Source organism: Streptomyces sp. NBC_01232, assembly GCF_035989885.1.
Taxonomy (GTDB): domain Bacteria; phylum Actinomycetota; class Actinomycetes; order Streptomycetales; family Streptomycetaceae; genus Streptomyces.
On sequence record NZ_CP108518.1, the window covers coordinates 5,084,346 to 5,106,189 of the forward strand.

The following is a 21,844-nucleotide window of genomic DNA, read 5'->3' on the forward strand; positions in this document are numbered from 1 at the left end:
GTCGCGCGAAGGTCAGCGCGGGTCGAGGCCGTGGCTGCGGAGCCACGCAAGGGGGTCGATCGCAGACCCGCCGCCGGGCCGGACCTCGAAGTGCAGGTGCGGGCCGGTGGAGTTGCCGGAGTTGCCGGAGTAGGCGATGACATCGCCCGCCTTGACCTTGCCGCCGCGGATCTTGGTGGAGCTGAGGTGGCAGTACCAGGTCTCGGTGCCGTCGGGCGCGGTCACTATGGCCATGTTCCCGTAGGCGCTGTTGTACTGGGTGCGCACGGTGCCGTCGGTGGCCGCCATGACCGGGGTTCCGTAGGAGACCGGGAAGTCGATGCCGGTGTGCACCGACATCCACATGCCGCCGGACTGGCCGAAGTTGGCGCTGAGGCCCTGCTGCGAGACGGGGACGGCGAACTTGGGGCGGGCGGCCTCCTTGGCCGCGGCCTCCTCCGCCTTCTTCTTCTTTTCCTCTTCCTGGCGCTCGCGCAGGTCGATGCGCTCCTGCGTGCGGCTCGCGCGGTCCGCGAAGTCGCCCGCGTCGGCGCTGAGCGCGACCAGTTGGGTGTCGAGCTTGGTGTTCGCGGCGACCGGCTTCACCGAGGCCGGGTCGGGCGCGGCCATCGTGGTGGTGTCCTCGGCGGGCCGGTCGGTGCCGGTCAGGCCGCCGACGGAGGCGGCCGCGACGCCCGCGACTCCCATCACGCAGGCGGAGGGCACGGCCACGGTCAGCATGGCGGAACGCTTCGCCGGGTTGCGGCGACGGCTGTTGCCGCCCGCCCTGGCGCCGGTGCCGGCCTTGCCGTTCGCCTTGGTGGCGGTCCGGCGCGCGGTGCGCGGAGCGGCCGCGGTCACCGGCATGGCCTGGGTGGGGAGGTCGTGGACCTCCTGAAGTGCGTGGACCTCGGGCAGCTCGTGCGCCTCGTGCAGGTCGTTGGCCTCAGCCGGGTCGTGGGCCTCGTGCAGCCCGTGGCCTTCGTGCAGTTCTTGGGCCCGGGGCGTCTCGTCGGAGAGCACCTCGAAGACGGCCGTCTCGCTGTAGGTGCCGACCGGGGCCGCCTCGTAGGCGTAGCCGACGGAGGTCGCTTCGTACGTGTACTCCTGCTGCGCGGGCGCGGCGGGCTGGTACTCGTACCCGTAGGCGGGCTCGGGCTGGGCCGGGGCCTCGGCGACGGTGTTCCAGGCGGTGGCGTCGTAGGCGCCGGTCTCGGTGCCGGTGGTGCCGTAGCCGGGCATCGCCCAGTGCCCGGTCTGCTCGCCGGAGGTGTCGTAGCCGAAGGAGGGCTGCTGCTGGTACCCGGCGTAACCGGAGTAGTCCGTGCCCGGCGTGTTCCAGGCGCTCGCGTCCCAGGTCCCGGTGGTGTCCTCGGGGGCGGCCTGGGCCGGGATCGTGGACAGATAAGGGTCCTGCGAGGTCCATGCCGTGGTGTCGTACGCGCCGGTTTCGTAAGAACCGTAGGCGGCGTAATTGACCCCCTGGCCCTGCGTTTCATAGGAAACGTAGGTCGAGTCACCAGCGAAAGCGGTGGTGGAAAGGCCGTCATACCCGGGATCCGGGTACTGGCCCGACGAGGGGCGGTCGTTCACCAACTTCTCTTTCGCCTCGGCAGTGGGGCCTGGGTGGCCGGGAACTCAAGGTTCACCGGAGGAGAGCAGTGGCGTGACTGTACCCGGCGGTTACTCGCAACGACAATCTTCGCCGGGGCTCCAGATCTCCGGAACCGGGCATTCGACCGTCTTTCGGTCGCCGAAAGACGCACCCTTGGCCTTGAGTTCGAAATTAGTTCGACTACTCGTCGCTCGACGGCTAGGCGACGGAAGCGGCGTCCGCCCCTGTGACGGCGGCCAAACCGGGTCCTTCCAGGGCGCGCCGGACTGCCGCGATGACGGCGGGGTGGGTGGGCAGGGCGAGATGTCCGATGCCGGTGACCTGCACATTTTCCACACACAGGTCCGGATGTTCGATCCGTGCGGACCCGACCGGGGTCATCAGCGCGTCGAACTCGCTCCAGAACGCCACGCACCGGGTGGCGCAGCCGGGCGCGGGCTCGGCCAGCTCGGCCAGCACCTCGGAGTCCGGTCGCATCTGCCGCACCAGCGGGTGCGCGTCCATGAAGGGGGCGACCCGCGTGCCGGAGTGTGGGGTGCCGAGGGTGACGAGGGTGCGGACGCGGGCGTCGCCGCCGAGTCGCTGCACGAAGTACCGGCCGACCAGCCCGCCCAGGCTGTGCCCGACCAGATCCACCCGCTCCTGTCCGGTGCGCTCGCACAGCTCCTCGACACGCCGGGCGAGATGGCGGGCCGTGACGCGCAGGTCGAGCGTGAAGGGCGAGTAGTTGTACGCCTCCACGTGCCGGCCCCCCGCCCCGAGGGTGCGGCGGAGCAGGACGAAGACGGACCGGTTGTCGGTGAAACCGTGAAGGAGGAGCACGGGCGGCCGTGTCGCGGGCGGGCGGGCGGCGACCTTCTCCTGGCACACTCCGGTGGGGTACAGCAGAAGGTGCCCGCCGAGCACCATCACCTCGAGCGCGCCGGCCCGCAGCGCGGCGCCGGACAAGGGTATGGACATGGGTATGGACAGCCCCATCGACGGCCTCCCCTGAGCCTTGGGGGGACTCCGGCCGTCGCGCCACCGTGCCGTGCGGCTGTCGGCACGGTGGCGCAATGCCGTCCCACGTGTGATTTCCCCCTCGTGATTGACCGCGAAACGGCGGCGTGCGCGATGCTGTACTTAACGTTCGTTCACTCGGGAGGCAGTGCGATGGGTGTGACCGGTCCGATCCGTGTGGTGGTGGCCAAGCCGGGTCTCGACGGCCACGACCGCGGGGCCAAGGTGATCGCGCGGGCGCTGCGGGACGCGGGTATGGAGGTCATCTACACCGGCCTCCACCAGACCCCCGAGCAGATCGTGGACACCGCCATTCAGGAGGACGCCGACGCGATCGGCCTCTCGATCCTCTCCGGCGCCCACAACACGCTCTTCGCGCGCGTGCTGGAACTCCTCAAGGAGCGCGACGCGGAGGACATCAAGGTCTTCGGCGGCGGCATCATTCCGGAGGACGACATCGCGCCCCTGAAGGAGAAGGGCGTGGCCGAGATCTTCACCCCCGGTGCGACGACGACCGCCATCGTGGAGTGGGTACGCGGCAACGTCCGGCAGTAGCCGCCCCGGCCCGCGGGGTCGGGGCACCGTGCACCGCGTGCCGATCCGGCCCCGCCGGCGATCGGCGATCGGCGGGCGCGGTTCGCGGGGCAGCCCCGGCTCCGGGCTCCCGGCTCCGGGCTCCTGCGGCGCAGGCACTGCCCTGCACCTGCCCTGCCCCAGGACCTAGGCCGGGGTCAGCTCCGCGAGCATCGCCGCGCGGAGCCGGAGGGTGGCCACCAGTCGCTGGAAGGCCTCCGCCCAGTACGCGGCCGCGCCGGGAACCGCGTCCGGCAGGTCCTCCGCGGCCGTGGTCAGGGCCTCCAGCCGGCCCGCTTCCGCGGGGTCGAGGCAGCGCTCCGCCAGACCCATCACCCCGCTGAAGCTCCACGGGTAGCTGCCCGCGTCCCGGGCGGTGTCCAGCGCGTCCACGACCGCCCGGCCCAGTGCGCCCGCCCACGGCACCACGCACACCCCGAGCAGCTGGAACGCCTCCGACAGCCCGTGGGCCGCTATGAACTCCGCGACCCATTGCGCCCGTTCCGCGTCCGGCAGGGTCTCCAGCAGTTTGGCCCGCTCCGCGAGCGAGGCCGTGCCGGGACCCGCCGCGGGCGGTGCGGACGCCGGGCCGAGCAGGGCCCGCGACCACGGAGCGTCGCGCTGGCGCACCGCGGCCCGGCACCATGCCGCGTGCAGCTCCTCCGTCCAGCCGTCGCCCGAGGCCACGGGCAGCGCCACTATCTCCGCCGGGCCGAGCCCCCCGAACCGCTCCCGCCAGCACGACAGCGGGGCCGCCTCCACCAACTGGCCGAGCCACCAGGCCCGTTCCCCGCGTCCGGCCGGCGGCCGCTTGACCACCCCGTCGCGGAGCATCCCTCCGTCGCACTCGGCCGGCGGGGTCACCCCCTCCGGTCCTACGCAGGCCAGCGCACGCTCCGCCATCCTCCCCGCCAGCGCCGAGCTCGGCAGTGCCGACAGCAGCTCGGCGGCCGTGGCGCGGACATTGCGGCTGCGGTCGCCCAGCGCCGCCTCCAGGAAGGGCTCGTCCCCGTCCGACAGACCGGCCCTCAGCGAATCGAGGAACATCAGCCGGTCCTCGGCCCGTTCGGTGGCCCAGGTCGTCATCAGCAGTCGCGGCGCGGCCGCCGCCTCGTGCGCCCGTACGGCCCCGAGCAGGGCGACCCGCTCCGCGAACAGCCCCTCCTGCCACAGTCGTTCCACCCCCGCCCGGTCCGTCACGTCCGGCAGTTCCCCGGCGCCGCCCGCCCCGCCGCGCAGGGCGAACCGCCAGTCGGGATTCATCCGCGCCAGCCACAGCCCCCGCGTCCCGGCCAGGGCCAGTGCCTGCGGCCGCAGGTCCGTACGGGCCCGGGCAGCGTCCAGCAGTGCCGGTACGAGCGCGCTCGGCGAGCGGTAGCCGTACCGCGCGGCCGCGGCCAGCCACTGCGGCAGCAGCTCCGTCAGATCCGGGGCGGTTCCGCGCCGGCCGCCGCCGTTGACCGCGCCGCTGCGGCCGGCCAGCAACTGCGCGAGCCGGTGGCCCGCGGCCTTCGGCGGCGCCGGCCGCGGATCCCGCGGTGCGGGCTCCGGGCGCGTGCCCGCCCCGGCCGGCCGCAGCCCTGCCCGGCGTCGTACGGCGTGCACGGCCGCCGCGTCCAGGAGCGCCTCCGCGGAGCCCGCCGGGCCCCCGCCCCGGCGCCGGTCGGTGCCCAGCAGCGCGGCGGCGACCAGCTCCTCCCACTCCCCGTACCCCTCGTCGGCCTTGTTCATCGGGCCCCTCCCTCGTCGCTCGCCGGTCGTCTTCGTCGCGTCCTGTGCTCCGGTCCCGTCCCCTCCACGGGACCGGAGCCCGCGGTCTTCTCGTCCGCCTGATTCAGCTGGCGTGGTTGTCGTTCATGGCAAGCCCCCCGGCTTCTCGTCGTTGCGTGTACGGCGCCCCCGGCGCCGCACGTCTCCTCGCCGCCCCGGCGGGACGGCACAGGACCCCCCAGGCCCCCTGCGATGTTGTTCTTCAGGCTTCGCTTCCGCGCCCGCTCAGCCCAGGGCGACCGGCTCGGCCGAGTCCGGATGCCAGGCCGTCAGCGGGGTGAAGCCGCGGTGGCCGCACTCGCCGAACACCGTCACCGGAGCCCCGCCCGACAACGCGGCCAGCTGCCACAGCCCCCCGCGGGAGCGGCTGCCGCCCCCGGTGAGGGGCACCGGCAGGGCGGAGTCGCCCTCCGCGTCCGCCAGTTGCCAGCCGAGCTCTCCCGGTATCGGCACCACCGGCCCGAGCACCACAGGCCAGGACTCCAGCCACGGGTCCTCCCGCAGTGCCGTCCCGTACGCCTCGAGCGCCGCCTCCGTGCTCACCCCGGCCGGCACCTCCGCGCACGGCACGGCCGCCGCGAACCTCTCACCGAGGTCCGCCCGCAGCCCCGCCGACCCGGGCCGGAAGCGCATCTCCGCCTCCAGCACCAGCCCCACCGGCATGGCCAGCCCCGGCGGCCGCCCCGGCGGACCGAAGTCCAGGACCAGCGCGGGCCGCCCGCCCGCCAGCCCGCGCAGCCATATCCGGCGGGTGGTGAGCCGGCCGTCCGGCGACACCGTGTCGTACTGGGCGAGCACCAGCCAGCGGTCCCGTACGGCCTCCCCCTCCCCGGAGGCCGGCAGTCCCACGCGGCTGCGCACCGTCGCCGCCAGCTCTTCCGGCAGCCCGGCCACCCCCAGCCACCCCCGGTCGAGCAGGTGCAGCAGCGCCGCCTCCTCCAGCATCCGGGCGGGCCAGCCGGGGCCGCAACTGGGTATCGTCCCCAACTCCCTTACCCGGGCGGCCAGTCCGGGCGCCTGCGCATCGACCATGCGGGCCGCCGTCTCCTCCCATCCCGCGTATCCCGCCTGCTCCTGGCCCGCGAGGCCGCCGCGGAGCAGATCGGCCAGCCGCTGTTCCAGCTCGGTGACGCCCGCGCCGATCCGCGCCGCCCGCCGCTCGGCACGCTTGCGGGCCGCCTCCTCGTCGACCGGTGCGCCCCTCCCGGCAACGGGCCGCGCTGCCTTGGCCGCCCGGTCCGCCAGCCATTGCGCGGCCCACTCCGGCGCCTCTCCCGGCTCGCCGACCCCCTCCGCCGACCAGAGCAGCAACAGCCCCAGCGCGTGCTTGCAGGGGAACTTCCGGCTCGGACAGGAGCACTTGTAGGCCGGGCCCGTCAGGTCCACGACCGTGCGGTACGGATTGCTCCCGCTGCCCTTGCACAACCCCCATACCGAACCGGAAGCGGAACCTCCGATCTGCAACCACGGCCCTGCCCCGCCGAGTCTGCCCCCCGCCTTGCGCGAGGCATCGTCAGGAGCCAGATCCAGTACCTGTTCCGCTGTCCAGCGGTCCCCCTGATCAGTCATGTGAACCACCGTAGAGACCGCCACTGACAATCACTCTGACCTGCAACAACGCTATGAGAAAGGTCCGTTGTCAGTGGCGTGGTGCACCTTGGATGCAGCAGTCGGAAGCGGCTGCCGAGCTTTGGAGGGGGACCATGACCATGCACGGGAACGAACAGCCGGCAGAGGCACTGCGACCGCACGCCGAGGACGCCTTCGCGGACGAACTGAAAGCCCTGGCGGCCGCCGACGACCGGCCCCGCCCGACCCGCTGGAAGCTCTCGCCCTGGGCCGTCGCCACGTACCTGCTCGGCGGCACGCTCGACGACGGCACGGTGATCACACCCAAGTACGTCGGGCCGCGCCGCATCGTCGAGGTCGCCGTCACCACCCTGGCGACCGACCGCGCCCTGCTCCTGCTCGGTGTCCCCGGCACCGCCAAGACCTGGGTGTCCGAACACCTCGCCGCCGCCGTCAGCGGAGACTCCACCCTCCTCGTCCAGGGCACCGCGGGCACCCCCGAGGAAGCCATCCGGTACGGCTGGAACTACGCCCGGCTGCTCGCCCACGGCCCCAGCCGCGAGGCGCTCGTCCCCAGCCCCGTCATGCGCGCCATGGCCGACGGCATGACCGCCCGCGTCGAGGAGCTCACCCGCATCCCCGCCGACGTCCAGGACACCCTCATCACCGTCCTGTCCGAGAAGACCCTCCCGATACCGGAGCTCGGCGAAGAGGTGCAGGCCGTGCGCGGCTTCAACCTCATCGCCACCGCCAACGACCGCGACCGCGGGGTCAACGAGCTCTCCAGCGCGCTGCGCCGCCGCTTCAACACCGTGGTGCTGCCACTGCCCGCCACCGCCGACGCCGAGGTCGACATCGTCGCCCGCCGCGTCGACCAGATGGGCCGCGCCCTCGACCTGCCGGCCGCGCCCGAAGGCCTGGAGGAGATCCGCCGGGTCGTCACCGTCTTCCGCGAGCTGCGCGACGGCGTCACCGGCGACGGCCGTACGAAGGTGAAGTCCCCCAGCGGCACGCTCTCCACCGCCGAGGCCATCTCCGTCGTCACCGGCGGCCTGGCCCTGGCCGCCCACTTCGGGGACGGCGTGCTGCGCTCCTCCGACGTGGCCGCCGGGATCCTCGGCGCCGTGGTCCGCGACCCGGCCGCCGACAAGGTGGTCTGGCAGGAGTACCTGGAGACCGTCGTCCGCGAGCGCGACGGCTGGAAGGACTTCTACCGGGCCTGCCGGGAGGTGACCGTATGAGCCCGGCCGCCGCACGCGCCCGGGGACCGCTGCTCCTGGGCGTACGGCACCACGGGCCAGGCTCGGCCCGTGCCGTCCGGGCGGCCCTGGAGGAGGCCCGGCCCGAGGCGGTGCTGATCGAGGGCCCGCCCGAGGGGGACGCACTGCTTCCGCTCGCCGCGGACCAGGGGATGCGGCCGCCCGTCGCGCTCCTCGCGCACGCGGCGGACGACCCCGGGCGGGCCGCCTTCTGGCCGCTGGCCGGGTTCTCGCCCGAGTGGGCGGCCATCCGCTGGGCCCAGGAGCACGACGTCCCGGTCCGGTTCATCGACCTCCCGGCGGCGCACTCGCTCGCCGACGGAGCGGACCGGCCGGAGGGCGAGGAGCCGGACGCCGTCCGCCTGGACCCCCTGGCCGTGCTGGCCGAGACCGCCGGGTACGACGATCCCGAGCGCTGGTGGGAGGACGTGGTCGAGCACCGCGGCACCGGGGGCGGACGGGAGGACGTGCTCGGCGCCTTCGAGGCGCTCGGGGAGGCCATGGGAGCCCTGCGCGAGGCGTACGGCGACGGCGGCCACCACCGCGACCTGGTCCGCGAGGCATACATGCGGCAGCGGATGCGGGCCGCCCGCCGGGAGTTCGGCGAGGCCTACGCCGTGGTCTGCGGGGCCTGGCACGTCCCGGCGCTGCGCGCCAGGACCACCGTGGCCGCCGACAAGGCGCTGCTGACCGGCCTGCCCAAGGTCAAGGTGGAGACCACCTGGGTGCCCTGGACGCACCGCAGGCTCGCCCGGGCCGGCGGGTACGGCGCGGGCATCACCTCGCCCGGCTGGTACGCCCACCTCTTCACCGCGCCGGACCGGCCCGTGGAGCGGTGGCTGACCAAGGTCGCCGGACTGCTGCGCGAGGAGGACCGGCAGGTCTCCTCGGCGCACGTCATCGAGGCGGTCCGGCTGGCCGAGACCCTGGCCGCGATGCGCGGCAGGCCGCTGCCCGGCCTGACGGAGACCCTGGAAGCGGTCCGGGCGGTCATGTGCGACGGCTCCGACATACCGCTCGCACTGATCGAGGACCGGCTCGTCGTCGGCGACGTGCTCGGCGAGGTCCCGGACGGGGCCCCCGTCGTACCCCTGCAGCGGGACCTGACCCGGCAGCAGCGCACGCTGCGGCTCAAGGCCGAGGCGCAGGACCGCGAGCTGGAACTCGACCTGCGCAAGGACACCGACACGGCGAAGTCCCTGCTGCTGCACCGGCTCCGCCTCCTCGGCATCGGCTGGGGCACCCCGGTGGCCTCCCGGGCCGGCACCGGAACCTTCCGGGAGACCTGGCGGCTGCGGTGGGAACCGGAGCTGTCGGTGCGGATCGCCGAGGCCGGGATATGGGGAACGACCGTCCTGGCGGCGGCCACCGCCAAGGCCGAGGCCGACGCAGCCGGGGCCGGTGAGCTCGGCGAGGTGACGGCCCTGGCCGAACAGTGCCTGCTGGCCGGGCTCACGCAGGCACTGCCCGCCGTACTGCGGGCCCTCGCGGACCGGGCCGCGCTCGACACCGACGTGGCGCGGCTCGCCAAGGCCCTGCCGGCGCTCGCCCGCTCCCTGCGGTACGGGGACGTGCGCGGCACCGACGCGACGGCCCTCGCGGTCGTGGCGGCCGGGCTCGCCGAGCGGATATGCGTGGCCCTGCCCTCGGCCTGCACGGCCGGACTGGACGCCGACGCGGCCGCGGAGATGCGCGGTCACGTGGACGGGGTGCACGGGGCGGTCGGCCTGCTCGCGGATGCCGACGAAGGGCTGCGGGAGCGCTGGTCCGCGGTGCTCGCAACGCTGGCCGACCGGGACACCGTGCCGGGCCTGATCCGCGGCCGGGCGGCCCGGCTGCTCCTCGACGACGGGCGGCTGCCGCCCGAGGAGACGGCCCGGCTGATGGGGCTCGCCCTGTCCCCGGCGGCCTCCCCGGCGGACGCGGCCGGCTGGATCGAGGGCTTCGCGGGCGGGAGTTCGGGCGGGGGGACGCTGCTGGTCCACGACGACCGGCTGCTGGGGCTCATCGACACCTGGCTGGTGGGGGTGCCGGAGCGGGCGTTCACCGACGTACTCCCGCTGCTGCGGAGGACGTTCGGGGCGTACGAGCCGGGCGTGAAGCGGACCCTGGGAGAGCTGGTGCGACGTGGCCCGGGCGGCTTCGCCGCCGCGACCTTGGGGGCCGCGGCACCCGAGGGCTTCGCTCCGGAGCTGGACCCGGTCCGGGCGGACGCGGTGGTGGGGCTGGTGCGGATGCTGCTCGCCGGGTGAGGTGCGGCGCCGTTGCGGGGGCGCTGCCCCCGGACCCCCGCGCCTCACACGTCGGCGGGGCTGAAAGAGCGCCTCACACGCCGGCGGGGCTGATTTCGGCCGGGCGGATGGATGTGTCGACACGACAAAGTGCAGGGGGACAGGAACATGAACGGTACGGACGTGAGTTCGGGGGAGCGGTACACCGCCGATCCCGCCGGAGGCGAGCGGTTGCGGCGGTGGCGGATGGTGCTCGGCGGGGGAGAGGCCGACGGGACCGGCTGCGCGCTGACCGGGCGGGACGCGGCGATGGACGCCGCGCTCGGCGCGCTGTACGGCGGGGGCGGTGAGGCGGGCTCGCGCCGGACCTCGGGGGCGCGGTCGGCCGGGCTCGGCGGCTCCGCGCCGAATGTGGCCCGCTGGCTCGGGGACATCCGTACGTACTTCCCGAGCTCCGTGGTCCAGGTCATGCAGCGCGACGCCATCGAGCGGCTCGGCCTGTCCACCCTGTTGCTGGAGCCGGAGATGCTGGAGGCCGTCGAGCCCGACGTGCACCTGGTCGGCACCCTGCTCTCCCTGAACAAGGCGATGCCCGAGACGACGAGGGAGACGGCGCGGGCCGTGGTCCGCAAGGTGGTCGAACAGCTGGAGAAGCGGCTGGCGACCCGTACCCGGGCCACCCTCACCGGCGCCCTCGACCGCTCCGCGCGGATCAGTCGTCCCCGTCACCACGACATCGACTGGAACCGCACCATCCGGGCCAACCTCAAGAACTACCTGCCCGAGTACCGCACCGTCGTACCCGAGCGGCTGATCGGTTACGGCCGGGCGGCGCAATCCGTGAAGAAGGAGGTGATCCTCTGCATCGACCAGTCGGGCTCGATGGCGGCCTCCGTCGTCTACGCCTCCGTATTCGGCGCGGTCCTCGCCTCCATGCGCTCGATCGCCACCCGTCTGGTCGTCTTCGACACGGCGGTCGTCGACCTGACCGACCAGCTCGACGACCCGGTCGACGTCCTCTTCGGCACCCAATTGGGCGGTGGCACCGACATCAACCGCGCCCTCGCCTACTGCCAGTCGAAGATCACCCGGCCCGCGGACACCGTCGTCGTCCTGATCAGCGACCTCTACGAGGGCGGCATACGCAACGAGATGCTGAAGAGGGTCGCCGCGATGAAGGGGGCGGGCGTCGAGTTCGTGACCCTGCTGGCGCTGTCCGACGAGGGCGCCCCGGCCTACGACCGCGAGCACGCCGCAGCCCTTGCGGCGCTCGGGGCTCCGGCCTTCGCCTGTACTCCCGACCTCTTCCCGGAGGTGATGGCCGCGGCCCTGGAGAAGCGCCCTCTGCCGACCCCTTGACGGCCCCGTCCCGTCCCGTCCCGTGAATGGGTGAATCACACGAACTTCCAGTTCAACCGTGAGGCGATCTGTGACAGGTATCACCGCTCAGGTGTGATCTGCGATTTAGGGACCAACGGCCCTCGGGGATAACCTGCGGGACGGACATGCCGCGTCCACGGTCACCGTGTGCGCCTTCCTTGTGACAGCGCCGTCACGTTGCCCTCCGCGGCACGCCCACGCAGATAGCAGACAACCGCGAATCACTGCGAATCTTTAAAAAGACAAGGGACGGACGCGCGTGGACCTGTTCGAGTACCAGGCGAGGGACCTCTTCGCCAAGCACGGTGTACCGGTGCTGGCCGGTGAAGTCATCGACACGCCTGAGGCGGCTCGCGAGGCCACCGAGCGGCTGGGCGGCAAGTCGGTCGTCAAGGCGCAGGTGAAGGTCGGCGGCCGCGGCAAGGCCGGCGGCGTGAAGCTGGCCGCCACCCCGGACGAGGCCGTCGCCCGGGCGACGGACATCCTCGGCATGGACATCAAGGGCCACACGGTCCACAAGGTGATGATCGCCGAGACGGCCCCCGAGATCCTCGAGGAGTACTACGTCTCGTACCTCCTCGACCGGACCAACCGCACCTTCCTCGCCATGGCGTCCGTCGCGGGCGGCATGGACATCGAGCAGGTCGCCGAGGAGACCCCGGAGAAGCTCGCCAAGGTCCCGGTGAACGCCAACGAGGGCGTGACCATCGAGAAGGCCCGCGAGATCGTCGCCCTGGCGCAGTTCCCGGCCGAGGTCGCCGAGAAGGTCGCCGAGGTCCTCGTCACCCTGTGGGCGACCTTCATCGCCGAGGATGCGCTCCTCGTCGAGGTCAACCCGCTCGCGAAGGTCGCCAACGGCGACGTCATCGCGCTCGACGGCAAGGTCTCGCTCGACGAGAACGCCGAGTTCCGCCAGCCGGGTCACGAGGAGTTCGTGGACCACGCGGCCGCGAACCCGCTCGAGGCCGCCGCCAAGGCGAAGAACCTCAACTACGTCAAGCTCGACGGTGAGGTCGGCATCATCGGCAACGGCGCGGGTCTCGTCATGAGCACCCTCGACGTCGTCGCCTACGCCGGCGAGAACCACGGTGGCGTCAAGCCCGCCAACTTCCTGGACATCGGCGGTGGCGCCTCCGCCGCCGTCATGGCCAACGGTCTCGAGATCATCCTCGGCGACCCGGACGTCAAGTCCGTCTTCGTCAACGTCTTCGGCGGCATCACCGCGTGCGACGAGGTCGCCAACGGCATCGTCCAGGCGCTGCAGCTGCTCGCGGACAAGGGCGAGGCGGTCACCAAGCCGCTGGTCGTCCGTCTCGACGGCAACAACGCCGAGCTGGGTCGCAAGATCCTCTCGGACGCCAACCACCCGCTGGTCCAGCGCGTGGACACCATGGACGGCGCGGCCGACAAGGCCGCCGAGCTCGCGGCTGCGAAGTAAGGGCAGAGGTCAAAGACTCACATGGCTATCTTCCTCAACAAGGACAGCAAGGTCATCGTCCAGGGCATGACCGGTGCCACGGGCATGAAGCACACCAAGCTGATGCTGGCTGACGGCACCAACATCGTCGGCGGCGTGAACCCGCGCAAGGCCGGCACGACCGTCGACTTCGACGGCACCGAGGTCCCGGTCTTCGGCTCCGTCGCCGAGGCGATGGAGAAGACGGGCGCCAACGTCTCCGTCCTCTTCGTCCCGCCGGCCTTCGCCAAGGCCGCCGTGGTCGAGGCGATCGACGCCGAGATCCCGCTCGCCGTCGTCATCACCGAGGGCATCGCGGTGCACGACTCCGCCGCCTTCTGGGCGTACGCGACCGCCAAGGGCAACAAGACCCGGATCATCGGCCCGAACTGCCCGGGTCTGATCACCCCCGGCCAGTCCAACGCCGGCATCATCCCGGGCGACATCACCAAGCCCGGCAAGATCGGTCTCGTGTCCAAGTCGGGCACGCTGACCTACCAGATGATGTACGAGCTCCGTGACATCGGCTTCACCTCCGCCGTCGGCATCGGTGGCGACCCGGTCATCGGCACCACGCACATCGACGCCCTGGAGGCCTTCGAGGCCGACCCGGACACCGAGCTGATCGTCATGATCGGTGAGATCGGCGGCGACGCCGAGGAGCGTGCGGCGGACTTCATCGCGAAGAACGTCACCAAGCCGGTCGTCGGCTACGTCGCGGGCTTCACCGCCCCCGAGGGCAAGACCATGGGCCACGCCGGCGCCATCGTCTCCGGCTCCTCCGGCACCGCGCAGGCCAAGAAGGAGGCCCTCGAGGCCGCCGGTGTGAAGGTCGGCAAGACGCCGACCGAGACCGCCAAGCTGGCGCGCGAGATCCTCGCCGCCAAGTAAGCGGTCGCCGTACGGATCCACGTACGGACGCACACGTGCACGGGCGTGGCCCGCACCCCTCGGGGGTGCGGGCCACGCCCGTTTCTCATTCGATCCGCGGGGCGATCCGCGCCGGTCCGGCCTCCGGGTCGGCGAGCAGCTTGTCGCGGAGCTGTCTGCTCCGCTCGGTGGGCTGCTGGGGGCCGCTGAGCGGGGGCACGCCGGAGACGCTCTCACCGGGTGCCAGCGGGGGCTCGTACTGGGTGGGCGCGGTCATGAGCGTGTAGGTGGTCGAGACGGCGATCATCGCCGTGAGGCTGAGGGTGGCCCGGGTCCACATCCGGGTGCGCCGCTCGCCACCGCCGCGGACGGCCGCCGCCGGGCGCGGGTCGAGCTCGACCGCCGGTTGCAGGGCGGTGAGCAGGTCGCGCAGCAGCGCGGACTGCTTCTCCGGCGGTACGTCGGCCAGTTCGGGGATCCGGTCGGCGAGGTCGGCGTGCGCGCGCACGAGCCGGTTGCCGGCGGTGGGGGTGGTGGCCTCGGTCTCGGCGGCGGTGTCGGGGAGGTCGAGGCCGACGCCGTCGTAGAGCAGGACGGTACGGCGGTGCACGGCGGGCAGCGAGAGCAGGGCGTCGAGCAGGATCCGGTCGGCGGGCTCGGCGGGGGGCTGGTCGGGGTGGCGGTGGGCGCGCCGGAACCGGTGCCAGGGGGAGAGTGCGTACTCGTACACGATCGTGCGCACCCAGCCGACCGGATCCGGGTCGGCGGTGACCTCGGGCCAGCGTCCCCAGGCCTGGGTGAAGGCCTTCTCGACGACCTCCAGGGCGAGCGCCCGGCGGCCGGTGAGCAGGTAGGCCTGCCGGGCGAGGTCGCGGGCGGCGTGGGCGTAGAGGGCGTCGAAGGCGTCGGCCGGTCCCTCGACGGCGTCGGCGACGGCGAGCGCGACCGGTACGGGTGCGGGTACGGGCACGGGTGCGGGGTGCTCGGCGGTTCCGGGAGGTCCGGGGGGCTCCGCCGGCGGGTCCGCGGGTGGGTCCGCCGGGGGTGCCTTCGCCGCGCCCGCCCTCGCTTTCGCCCCCGCGCCCGCCCCCGCTTCCGCTTCCGCCTCCGCCTCGCCGGGCCCGCTGGACTCGGCGGGCTCCGGCCGCACCGCGAGGTCGGCCAGGAAGCGCGTGTACGTCTCGCGCTTGCGCCCGCGGGGGGCCGTACGGCCCGATTCCCAGGAGCGGATCGTCGCCGCGGTGACGCCCACGGCCGCGGCGACCTCGTCGTGAGTCAGTTCCGCCGCCTCGCGCAGTCTGCGGCGCTCCTTCGGCGCGGGCAGGCTCAGCTCCGAGTCCTCTGAGGAGGTCGTCTCGACGCTTCGTGTCATGCCACACTCCCCGCGAACCGATAGCCCTGGGCGAAAAAGTACATAAACGTATATTGGGCGACACCACGGGCATTCGCCTGTTACCCGCCCATAGCGCGTGTCGTTGGCACCATGGCGGGGTGACCCAAGTGACCGAACGCGGGACCCCGTTGTCAGCGGCCCCGCGAGCCGGCGTGCGGCGCCGTTCGCCGGCCGCCGCCGCATGCGTCGTGGGCGGCGCCGTGGCGGCCGGACTCGGGCTCGGCTTCCTCGCCGTGCTCGTCATCGTGCTGTGGATCAGCTCCCCCTACCCCGACAGCGGCCCCGGCGGGGCCCTGCACCTGGCCGCCGGGCTGTGGCTGCTCGCCCACGGGACCGAGCTGGTCCGGTACGACACCCTGTCCGGCGTGCCCGCGCCCGTCGGGGTGACGCCCCTGCTCCTCGTCGCCCTGCCCGTGCTGCTCATCCGTCGGGCCGCCCGGCTCGGGAGCGCCGCCGAGGAGGAGGACGAGGAGGTGCTGCCCGCCGGAGCGGTGTTCTCGGCCGTGCTCTGCGGATACCTCGCCGTCGGCGCCCTCGCCACGGCGTACGCCGCGGGCGGCCCCATGTCGGCCGACCCCATCAGCGCGGCCTGGCACGTCCCGCTGGTCGCCGTACTCGCGGCCGCCGGCGGGGTGTGGGCGGCCCGGGGGCGTCCGCTCGGTCCGCTGCCGTCCTGGGTGCCAGGGGGCGTACGGAGGGCCATTGTGCGCCCCCGCTACGCGCTGGCGCTCCGGGCGGGCGCGGGCGGGGCCCTGGTGCTCCTGGGCGGTGGTGCGCTGGTCGTGGGCGCCTCGCTCGCGTGGCACGGCGCCGAGGTCCAGGCCTCGTTCCTGTCGTTGACCGGCGTGTGGTCAGGCCGCTTCGCCGTCCTGCTGCTCGCCCTCACGCTGATCCCGAACGCCATGATCTGGGGCGCGGCCTATGCGCTCGGGCCCGGCTTCGCCCTCGGCTCCGACACGACGGCCACCCCGCTCGGCTTCCCTGGCGCGCCCGGGCTGCCCCGTTTCCCGTTGCTGGCCGCGCTCCCGTCCGAGGGGCCCGGGACTCCGCTGACCTGGGCGGTCGCCGTGGTGCCGGTGGTCGCGGGGCTCGCCGTGGGCTGGTTCGCGGTACGCCGGGCACGCGAGGTCTCGTACGGGGAGACCGCACTCACCGCGGCCCTGGGCGCGGTCGTGTGCGGGCTGGTGACGGCCGGACTCGCCGCGGCCGCGGCGGGGCCGATGGGATCGGGGCGGCTGGCCGTGTTCGGGCCGGTGTGGTGGGCCACCGGCGCGGCGGCCTTCGCCTGGACGGGGGCGCTGGCCGTGCCGGTTGCGGTGGCGGTGCACGCGTGGCGGACCCGCCCGGCGATGGGGCCGGCGGCCCCGGACGGCGAGGATCCGGTGGACGACGGCTGGCACGACAGCGGGGTGCGGGAGGTCCGGTGGGCGGCGATGCGGAAGGCGGCGGGGACGCTGATCCCGGACATCGCGGTGGCGCCTGCCGTTGCGTCTGCCGTTGCGCCTGCCGTCGCGCCTGCGGCGGAGCCCGCGGTGGTGCCGGTGGCGGTGCCTGTGCCTGTGAATGTGCCTGCGCCTGCGCCGGTGGCGGGGCGGGTGCGGCGGGCGGTGACCGTGGTGTCGGGGCTGGATCTGGATCCCGGCCTGCTCCCCGCGAAGCCGGCCGGGCCGGTGTCAGCGCCGTTGGCTCCGCCTGTGGTGGGGGCGCGGGTGCTGGCCCGGCGGAAACCGCCACCGGAGTAGGCCGTCCGAGTGAGGCGCGGCGGCGTTCCCGGGGCTCCGCCCCGGACCCCGCGCCTCAAACGCCGGCGGGGCTGGAAATGCGGGGCCGGGAGCGCGGGGCGCCTCAAACGCTGGCGGGGCTGGAAATGCGGGGCCGGGAGCGCGGGGCCGAAGTTTCGGCAAGGGCGACCGAAGTCAGTACCTGGTCGAGCGCATGTCCGATCGCGGTGGCCCGGGACGGCGGAGATCTTAGGATCGGCGGCATGGCAACGCGACTTGTGCAGATCAATATGAAGGCTCAGGACGACTCGGCACTCGGCCGGTTCTGGGCGGAGGCACTCGGCTGGGGGGTCGACAGCGAGGGTCCCGGCGTGACCAACCTCGAACCCGCGGGCTTTGCCTACCCCGACCCCGTGGCCGTTTGCATCGACATCATCGCCCGCCCGGAGATCAAAACGGTCAAGAACCGTGTGCACCTCGATCTGGCCACCACCTCGACCGCCCATCAGGCGGAGTTGGTCGCGCGCTTGACGGATCTCGGCGCGACGCTCGCCGACGTGGGGCAGGGCGACGTCCCCTGGACGGTCATGGCCGACCCGGAAGGCAACGAGTTCTGCGTCCTGGAGCCCCGGCCGGTCTACCGGGACACCGGGCCGATCGCCGCGGTGGTGGTCGACTGCGCCGACCCGCGGGGGATGGCCCGGTTCTGGGGCCAGGCGATGGACTGGACGCTGCACGAGGTCGCCGACGACCACGCGACCATGCGCTCCGCCAAGGGTGTCGGCCCCTACCTGGAGTTCCTCCGCACTCCCGACATCAAGAGCGGGTGGAACCGCGTCCACCTCGACGTCCGCCCCTACGCCGGTGACGATCCGGCCGCAGAGGCGGCCCGGCTGCGCGCCCTGGGCGCCACCGACCCCGACTTCGATCGGTCCGCCATCTCCTGGACGATTCTGGCGGATCCGGAAGGCAACGAGTTCTGCCTCCTGGCGCCTCGCTGAATCCTGAGCAACCCCTGGCCGGCCCCTCTTGGGGCCGGCCGACATCCGGGGCCCGCGTTCGGTGGCGCGGGTGCGAACAGGCTTCGCCGATGCAACGGCACGGGCCTCAGGAGCCTCAAGGGCCCCCGGGCTTCGGTCTACTGGCGGACCTTCAGGACGCTGCCCACCAGGTTGTCCGGGAGGAGGGTGTTGCACTGCAGCTGCGCCGTCTGGGTGAGGGCGTCGTCGCGGCAGACGTAGAAGTCCTTGTAGGCGATCTGCACGGCGTACGAGCTCATCGCCAGCAGGATCGCCAGTGAGGCCATGACCAGGCCGATCACCGCCGCCGTGCGCTGGGGGCGGGCGGCGGCGCCCATGGCGTCCAGGCCGCCCGTTGCGGCGGGGGCACCGGTGGCGGTCGCCGGGGCGGGCTTGCCGCGCAGTGCGGTGATCCCCCAGTAGAGGGCGAGCGCCCCGAGCAGCAGCCCGACCGACGGGATCTCGAAGATCCCGAAGAAGAAGCCCCACATGCCGGCCAGCAGCGCGTAACGGGCGCGGCGCTGGATCGGGTCCGTCGGGTCCCAGCGCGCCGGGCCGCGCTGCCCGTCCGAGTCCTTCGGGCCGTCGCCGTTCCCGCCGTCTCCACCGCTGCGCGGCTGCCACGGCTGGTCGGGCCGGCCTTCCGGCGGAGCCGCGAAGGGGTTGTCGTCGGTGGGGGAGTCGGGCTGACGGCGGTCCGGCATCGGGTGTGTTTCTTCCCCTGTGTCATGGGCATCGCGAGGACGCCGTGGCGAGGTGAGGCCTGTTCGCGGCCTGTACGCCTGACGCTACCGCCCGGTCGTCCCCCCGTCCCTCGGGGGCTGTCCGGTGTACCGGTATCGTTGCAGGCGGTCGGTGGCTTCGTACGGTTCCCCATATATCGGTACCCCGAAGTTTCGTATGACCATACAAAGACGAACACCGCAATTCCGCGAGAAAGGGCCTCCCATGGCCGCCTCCCGCCTGGTCGTGCTGGTCTCCGGTTCCGGCACCAACCTCCAGGCCCTGCTCGATGCCATCGACGCCCACCCCGGCGGATCCGAGGGCTTCGGTGCCGAAGTCGTCGCCGTGGGGGCCGACCGCGAGAACATCGCAGGCCTGGAGCGGGCGCAGAAGGCCGGGATTCCGACCTTCGTCCGCCCGGTCAAGGACTACGGGACCCGTGCGGAGTGGGACGTCGCCCTCACCGAGGCGACCGACGCGTTCGCGCCGGACCTGGTGGTGTCCGCCGGGTTCATGAAGATCGTGGGCAAGGTGTTCATCGACCGCTTCGGCGGCCGGTTCATCAACACCCACCCCGCCCTCCTCCCCGCCTTCCCGGGCGCGCACGGCGTCAGGGACGCCCTCGCGTACGGCGCGAAGGTCACCGGCTGCACGGTCCACTTCGTGGACAGTGGCGTGGACACCGGTCCGATCATCGCCCAGGGTGTGGTCGAGGTCCGGGACGAGGACGACGAAGCCGCTCTCCATGAGCGCATCAAGGAAGTCGAGCGCCAGTTGCTCGTCGATGTCGTGGGGCGCCTGGCCCGGCACGGCTACCGCATTGAGGGACGAAAGGTAACAATCCAGTGACCGCCGCAGACACCGCAGCGAGCAACGACCCGACCACGAACCAGCGGCCGATCCGGCGTGCGCTCATCAGCGTCTACGACAAGACGGGACTGGAAGAGCTGGCCCGCGGGCTGCACGAGGCGGGCGTCGCGCTCGTCTCCACCGGTTCCACCGCGTCGAGGATCGCCGCCACCGGGGTGCCCGTCACCAAGGTGGAGGAGCTGACCGGCTTCCCCGAGTGCCTGGACGGCCGGGTCAAGACCCTGCACCCGCGCGTGCACGCCGGCATCCTCGCCGACCTGCGCCTGGAGGACCACCGCAACCAGCTCGCCGAGCTGGGCGTCGAGCCCTTCGACCTGGTGATCGTCAACCTCTACCCCTTCCTGGCGACCGTCCAGTCGGGTGCCACCCCGGACGAGTGTGTGGAGCAGATCGACATCGGCGGCCCGTCGATGGTCCGCGCCGCCGCCAAGAACCACCCCTCCGTCGCGGTCGTCACCAGCCCGGCCCGCTACGCCGACGTCATCGCGGCGGCCCAGGGCGGCGGCTTCGACCTCACCGCCCGCAAGCGGCTCGCGGCCGAGGCCTTCCAGCACACCGCCGCCTACGACGTGGCCGTGGCCTCCTGGTTCACGAACGCGTACGCCCCGGAAGCCTCCGAGGACGACGCCGCGGCGCTGCCCGAGTTCCTGGCCGGCGCCTGGGAGCGCAAGTCGACCCTGCGCTACGGCGAGAACCCGCACCAGGCCGCCGCCCTCTACACGGACGGGCAGCCGGGCGGGCTCGCGAACGCGGAGCAGCTGCACGGCAAGGAGATGTCCTTCAACAACTACGTGGACACCGAGGCCGCGCGCCGCGCCGCCTACGACCACGAAGAGCCCTGCGTCGCGATCATCAAGCACGCCAACCCGTGCGGCATCGCGGTCGGCGCGGACGTCGCCGCCGCCCACCGCAAGGCGCACGCCTGCGACCCGCTGTCGGCCTTCGGCGGCGTCATCGCCGTCAACCGCCCGGTGACCGTCGAGCTCGCCGAGCAGGTCGCGGAGATCTTCACCGAGGTCATCGCCGCCCCCGCCTACGAGGACGGCGCGGTCGAGGTCCTGGCGAAGAAGAAGAACATCCGCGTCCTGAAGGTGGACGGCACCCCGCACCAGCCGGGCGACCTCAAGCCCGTTTCGGGCGGCGTCCTGCTCCAGCAGAGTGACGTCTTCCAGGCCGAGGGCGACGACCCGAAGAACTGGACGCTCGCCACCGGCGACGCCCTGTCCCCGGCGGAGCTCGCCGAGCTGGCGTTCGCGTGGAAGGCCTGCCGGGCCGTCAAGTCCAACGCGATCCTGCTCGCCAAGGACGGCGCCTCGGTCGGCGTCGGCATGGGCCAGGTCAACCGCGTGGACTCGGCGAAGCTCGCGGTCGAGCGGGCGGGCGCCGAGCGCGCGCAGGGCTCGTACGCCGCTTCCGACGCCTTCTTCCCGTTCCCGGACGGGCTGGAGATCCTGACGGCCGCGGGCATCAAGGCCGTGGTCCAGCCGGGTGGTTCGGTCCGTGACGAGCTGGTCGTCGAGGCCGCGCAGAAGGCGGGCGTGACCATGTACTTCACCGGCACCCGGCACTTCTTCCACTGAGCCGCGGCTCCCCGACACGGCGAAGGCCGCGATCCGCACCAGCGGGTCGCGGCCTTCGCCGTGTGCTGCGGACGGCGGCGGGTCAGTACTGGGGGCGCTTGAAGTAGTCCCCAGCCTTCGCGAGGCCGATGAGGATCGTGAGGCCGAGGGCGAGGGAGATCACGGACGGCAGCAGGACGATGGCGGTGGGTCCGCCCGAGGACTGCTCGCTCGCGCCGAGGGCCGCCACGTTGACGAGCAGGCCGAGGCCGGCGAAGAGGGTCTGCAGCGAGCCGTAGACGATGCCGGACACGCGCACGCCGTTGCGGCCCTTGCCCATCTTGACCGCCGTCAGGAACGGCCACAGGGCCAGTCCGATCACGAAGAGGCCGCCGATGACGAAGCCGATGCTGGCGGCCGCTCCCACCTCCTGCGCCGAGGAGCTGGAGGACTCGGAGAAGATGGCGCCGAAGAAGGCGCCGATGACGATGATGACCAGACCCGCCAGACCCTGCAGGCCGCCCAGGATGAAGAGGATGACCCTGGCCGCCTTCGCGCCGCCGGGCATCTCCATGTGGGGGCCGGGGTATCCGCCGGGACCGCCCGGGTAGCCGGCGGGTGCGCCGGGGTAGGCCTGCGGTGCCTGCTGCGGGTACGCGTACCCGCCCTGCGGCGGGACGCCCTGCGGGGCCTGCTGGGGGTAGCCGTAGCCGGGCTGGCCCTGCGGCTGCTGTCCGTACGGATTGTGCGGGTCGCCGAAACTCATCTGGGGTGTTCCTCCGTGGAAATGCGGGGACGCACGGCAATGAGCGCGGAGGTATCCTGCACGGTGCGGTCCGCCCCCCGGCACTGCCCGCG

The 21,844-nt window shown here is 73.0% G+C and carries 17 protein-coding genes; 10 read left to right on the forward strand and 7 right to left on the reverse strand.

Annotated elements, in window-relative coordinates; genetic code table 11:
* Positions 1–12 precede the first annotated feature (12 nt).
* Both OG444_RS23640 and OG444_RS23645 read right to left on the reverse strand, forming a co-directional pair.
* Positions 13–1,572: a M23 family metallopeptidase gene (locus OG444_RS23640; protein WP_327264051.1), complete on the reverse strand. Its 1,560-nt coding sequence runs from the start codon at positions 1,570–1,572 to the stop codon at positions 13–15.
* A gap of 220 nt (positions 1,573–1,792) precedes the next feature.
* Positions 1,793–2,554, reverse strand: a complete 762-nt coding sequence (locus tag OG444_RS23645) for an esterase/lipase family protein (RefSeq protein ID WP_327264052.1) — start codon at positions 2,552–2,554, stop codon at positions 1,793–1,795.
* A 192-nt stretch (positions 2,555–2,746) separates the two neighbouring features.
* On the opposite strand from OG444_RS23645, the gene OG444_RS23650 reads away from it, so the two are divergent.
* Positions 2,747–3,148: a cobalamin B12-binding domain-containing protein gene (locus tag OG444_RS23650; RefSeq protein ID WP_327264053.1), complete on the forward strand. Its 402-nt coding sequence runs from the start codon at positions 2,747–2,749 to the stop codon at positions 3,146–3,148.
* A 165-nt stretch (positions 3,149–3,313) separates the two neighbouring features.
* Here the strand turns inward: OG444_RS23650 and OG444_RS23655 are convergent, their stop codons facing one another.
* Both OG444_RS23655 and OG444_RS23660 read right to left on the reverse strand, forming a co-directional pair.
* Positions 3,314–4,897, reverse strand: a complete 1,584-nt coding sequence (locus OG444_RS23655) for a DUF5691 domain-containing protein (protein ID WP_327264054.1) — start codon at positions 4,895–4,897, stop codon at positions 3,314–3,316.
* A 264-nt stretch (positions 4,898–5,161) separates the two neighbouring features.
* A complete protein-coding gene (locus OG444_RS23660; protein ID WP_327264055.1) occupies positions 5,162–6,505 on the reverse strand; it encodes an SWIM zinc finger family protein in 1,344 nt (447 codons plus the stop codon).
* A 134-nt stretch (positions 6,506–6,639) separates the two neighbouring features.
* Here OG444_RS23660 and OG444_RS23665 point away from each other — a divergent pair, with 134 nt between their 5' ends.
* The 5 genes from OG444_RS23665 to sucD all read left to right on the forward strand — a co-directional run bounded on the left by OG444_RS23665 (position 6,640) and on the right by sucD (position 13,722).
* Complete coding sequence (locus OG444_RS23665) at positions 6,640–7,746, forward strand: ATP-binding protein (RefSeq protein WP_327264056.1); 1,107 nt, start codon at positions 6,640–6,642, stop codon at positions 7,744–7,746.
* Positions 7,743–10,016 (forward strand): DUF5682 family protein, encoded by a 2,274-nt coding sequence (locus OG444_RS23670; RefSeq protein WP_327264057.1) that lies wholly within the window; start codon positions 7,743–7,745, stop codon positions 10,014–10,016. Before OG444_RS23665 ends, OG444_RS23670 begins: the two co-directional genes overlap by 4 nt.
* A 147-nt stretch (positions 10,017–10,163) precedes the next feature.
* Positions 10,164–11,354 (forward strand): VWA domain-containing protein, encoded by a 1,191-nt coding sequence (locus OG444_RS23675; protein WP_327264058.1) that lies wholly within the window; start codon positions 10,164–10,166, stop codon positions 11,352–11,354.
* A 280-nt stretch (positions 11,355–11,634) separates the two neighbouring features.
* Positions 11,635–12,813, forward strand: coding sequence for an ADP-forming succinate--CoA ligase subunit beta (sucC, locus tag OG444_RS23680; RefSeq protein WP_030389142.1), 1,179 nt, complete (start codon positions 11,635–11,637; stop codon positions 12,811–12,813).
* Positions 12,814–12,834: 21 nt separating this feature from the next.
* A complete protein-coding gene (sucD, locus tag OG444_RS23685) occupies positions 12,835–13,722 on the forward strand; it encodes a succinate--CoA ligase subunit alpha (RefSeq protein ID WP_189733229.1) in 888 nt (295 codons plus the stop codon).
* Between the two features lie 85 nt (positions 13,723–13,807).
* On the opposite strand, the gene OG444_RS23690 is transcribed toward sucD, so the two are convergent.
* Positions 13,808–15,073, reverse strand: coding sequence for a helix-turn-helix domain-containing protein (locus tag OG444_RS23690; RefSeq protein WP_327264059.1), 1,266 nt, complete (start codon positions 15,071–15,073; stop codon positions 13,808–13,810).
* A 119-nt stretch (positions 15,074–15,192) separates the two neighbouring features.
* Between OG444_RS23690 and OG444_RS23695 the strand changes: the two genes are divergently transcribed.
* Positions 15,193–16,836, forward strand: a complete 1,644-nt coding sequence (locus OG444_RS23695; protein WP_327264060.1) for a cell division protein PerM — start codon at positions 15,193–15,195, stop codon at positions 16,834–16,836.
* Positions 16,837–17,078: 242 nt separating this feature from the next.
* Entirely contained in the window at positions 17,079–17,816 is a 738-nt protein-coding gene (locus OG444_RS23700) for a VOC family protein (RefSeq protein WP_327264061.1), read from the forward strand.
* Between the two features lie 137 nt (positions 17,817–17,953).
* Here OG444_RS23700 and OG444_RS23705 read toward each other — a convergent pair whose 3' ends face one another.
* Positions 17,954–18,538, reverse strand: coding sequence for a hypothetical protein (locus tag OG444_RS23705; RefSeq protein ID WP_327264062.1), 585 nt, complete (start codon positions 18,536–18,538; stop codon positions 17,954–17,956).
* Between the two features lie 244 nt (positions 18,539–18,782).
* Between OG444_RS23705 and purN the strand changes: the two genes are divergently transcribed.
* Complete coding sequence (gene purN, locus OG444_RS23710; protein WP_327264063.1) at positions 18,783–19,406, forward strand: phosphoribosylglycinamide formyltransferase; 624 nt, start codon at positions 18,783–18,785, stop codon at positions 19,404–19,406.
* The gene (gene purH / locus OG444_RS23715; protein ID WP_327264064.1) at positions 19,403–21,007 is read left to right on the forward strand and encodes a bifunctional phosphoribosylaminoimidazolecarboxamide formyltransferase/IMP cyclohydrolase; all 1,605 of its coding nucleotides are present in this window, start codon (positions 19,403–19,405) and stop codon (positions 21,005–21,007) included. The genes purN and purH overlap by 4 nt, the downstream gene beginning before the upstream one ends.
* An 82-nt stretch (positions 21,008–21,089) precedes the next feature.
* Here purH and OG444_RS23720 read toward each other — a convergent pair whose 3' ends face one another.
* Positions 21,090–21,752 carry a hypothetical protein gene (locus OG444_RS23720; protein ID WP_327264065.1) on the reverse strand — a complete coding sequence of 221 codons (663 nt, stop codon included), beginning with the start codon at positions 21,750–21,752 and terminating at the stop codon, positions 21,090–21,092.
* Between the last annotated feature and the right edge of the window lie 92 nt (positions 21,753–21,844).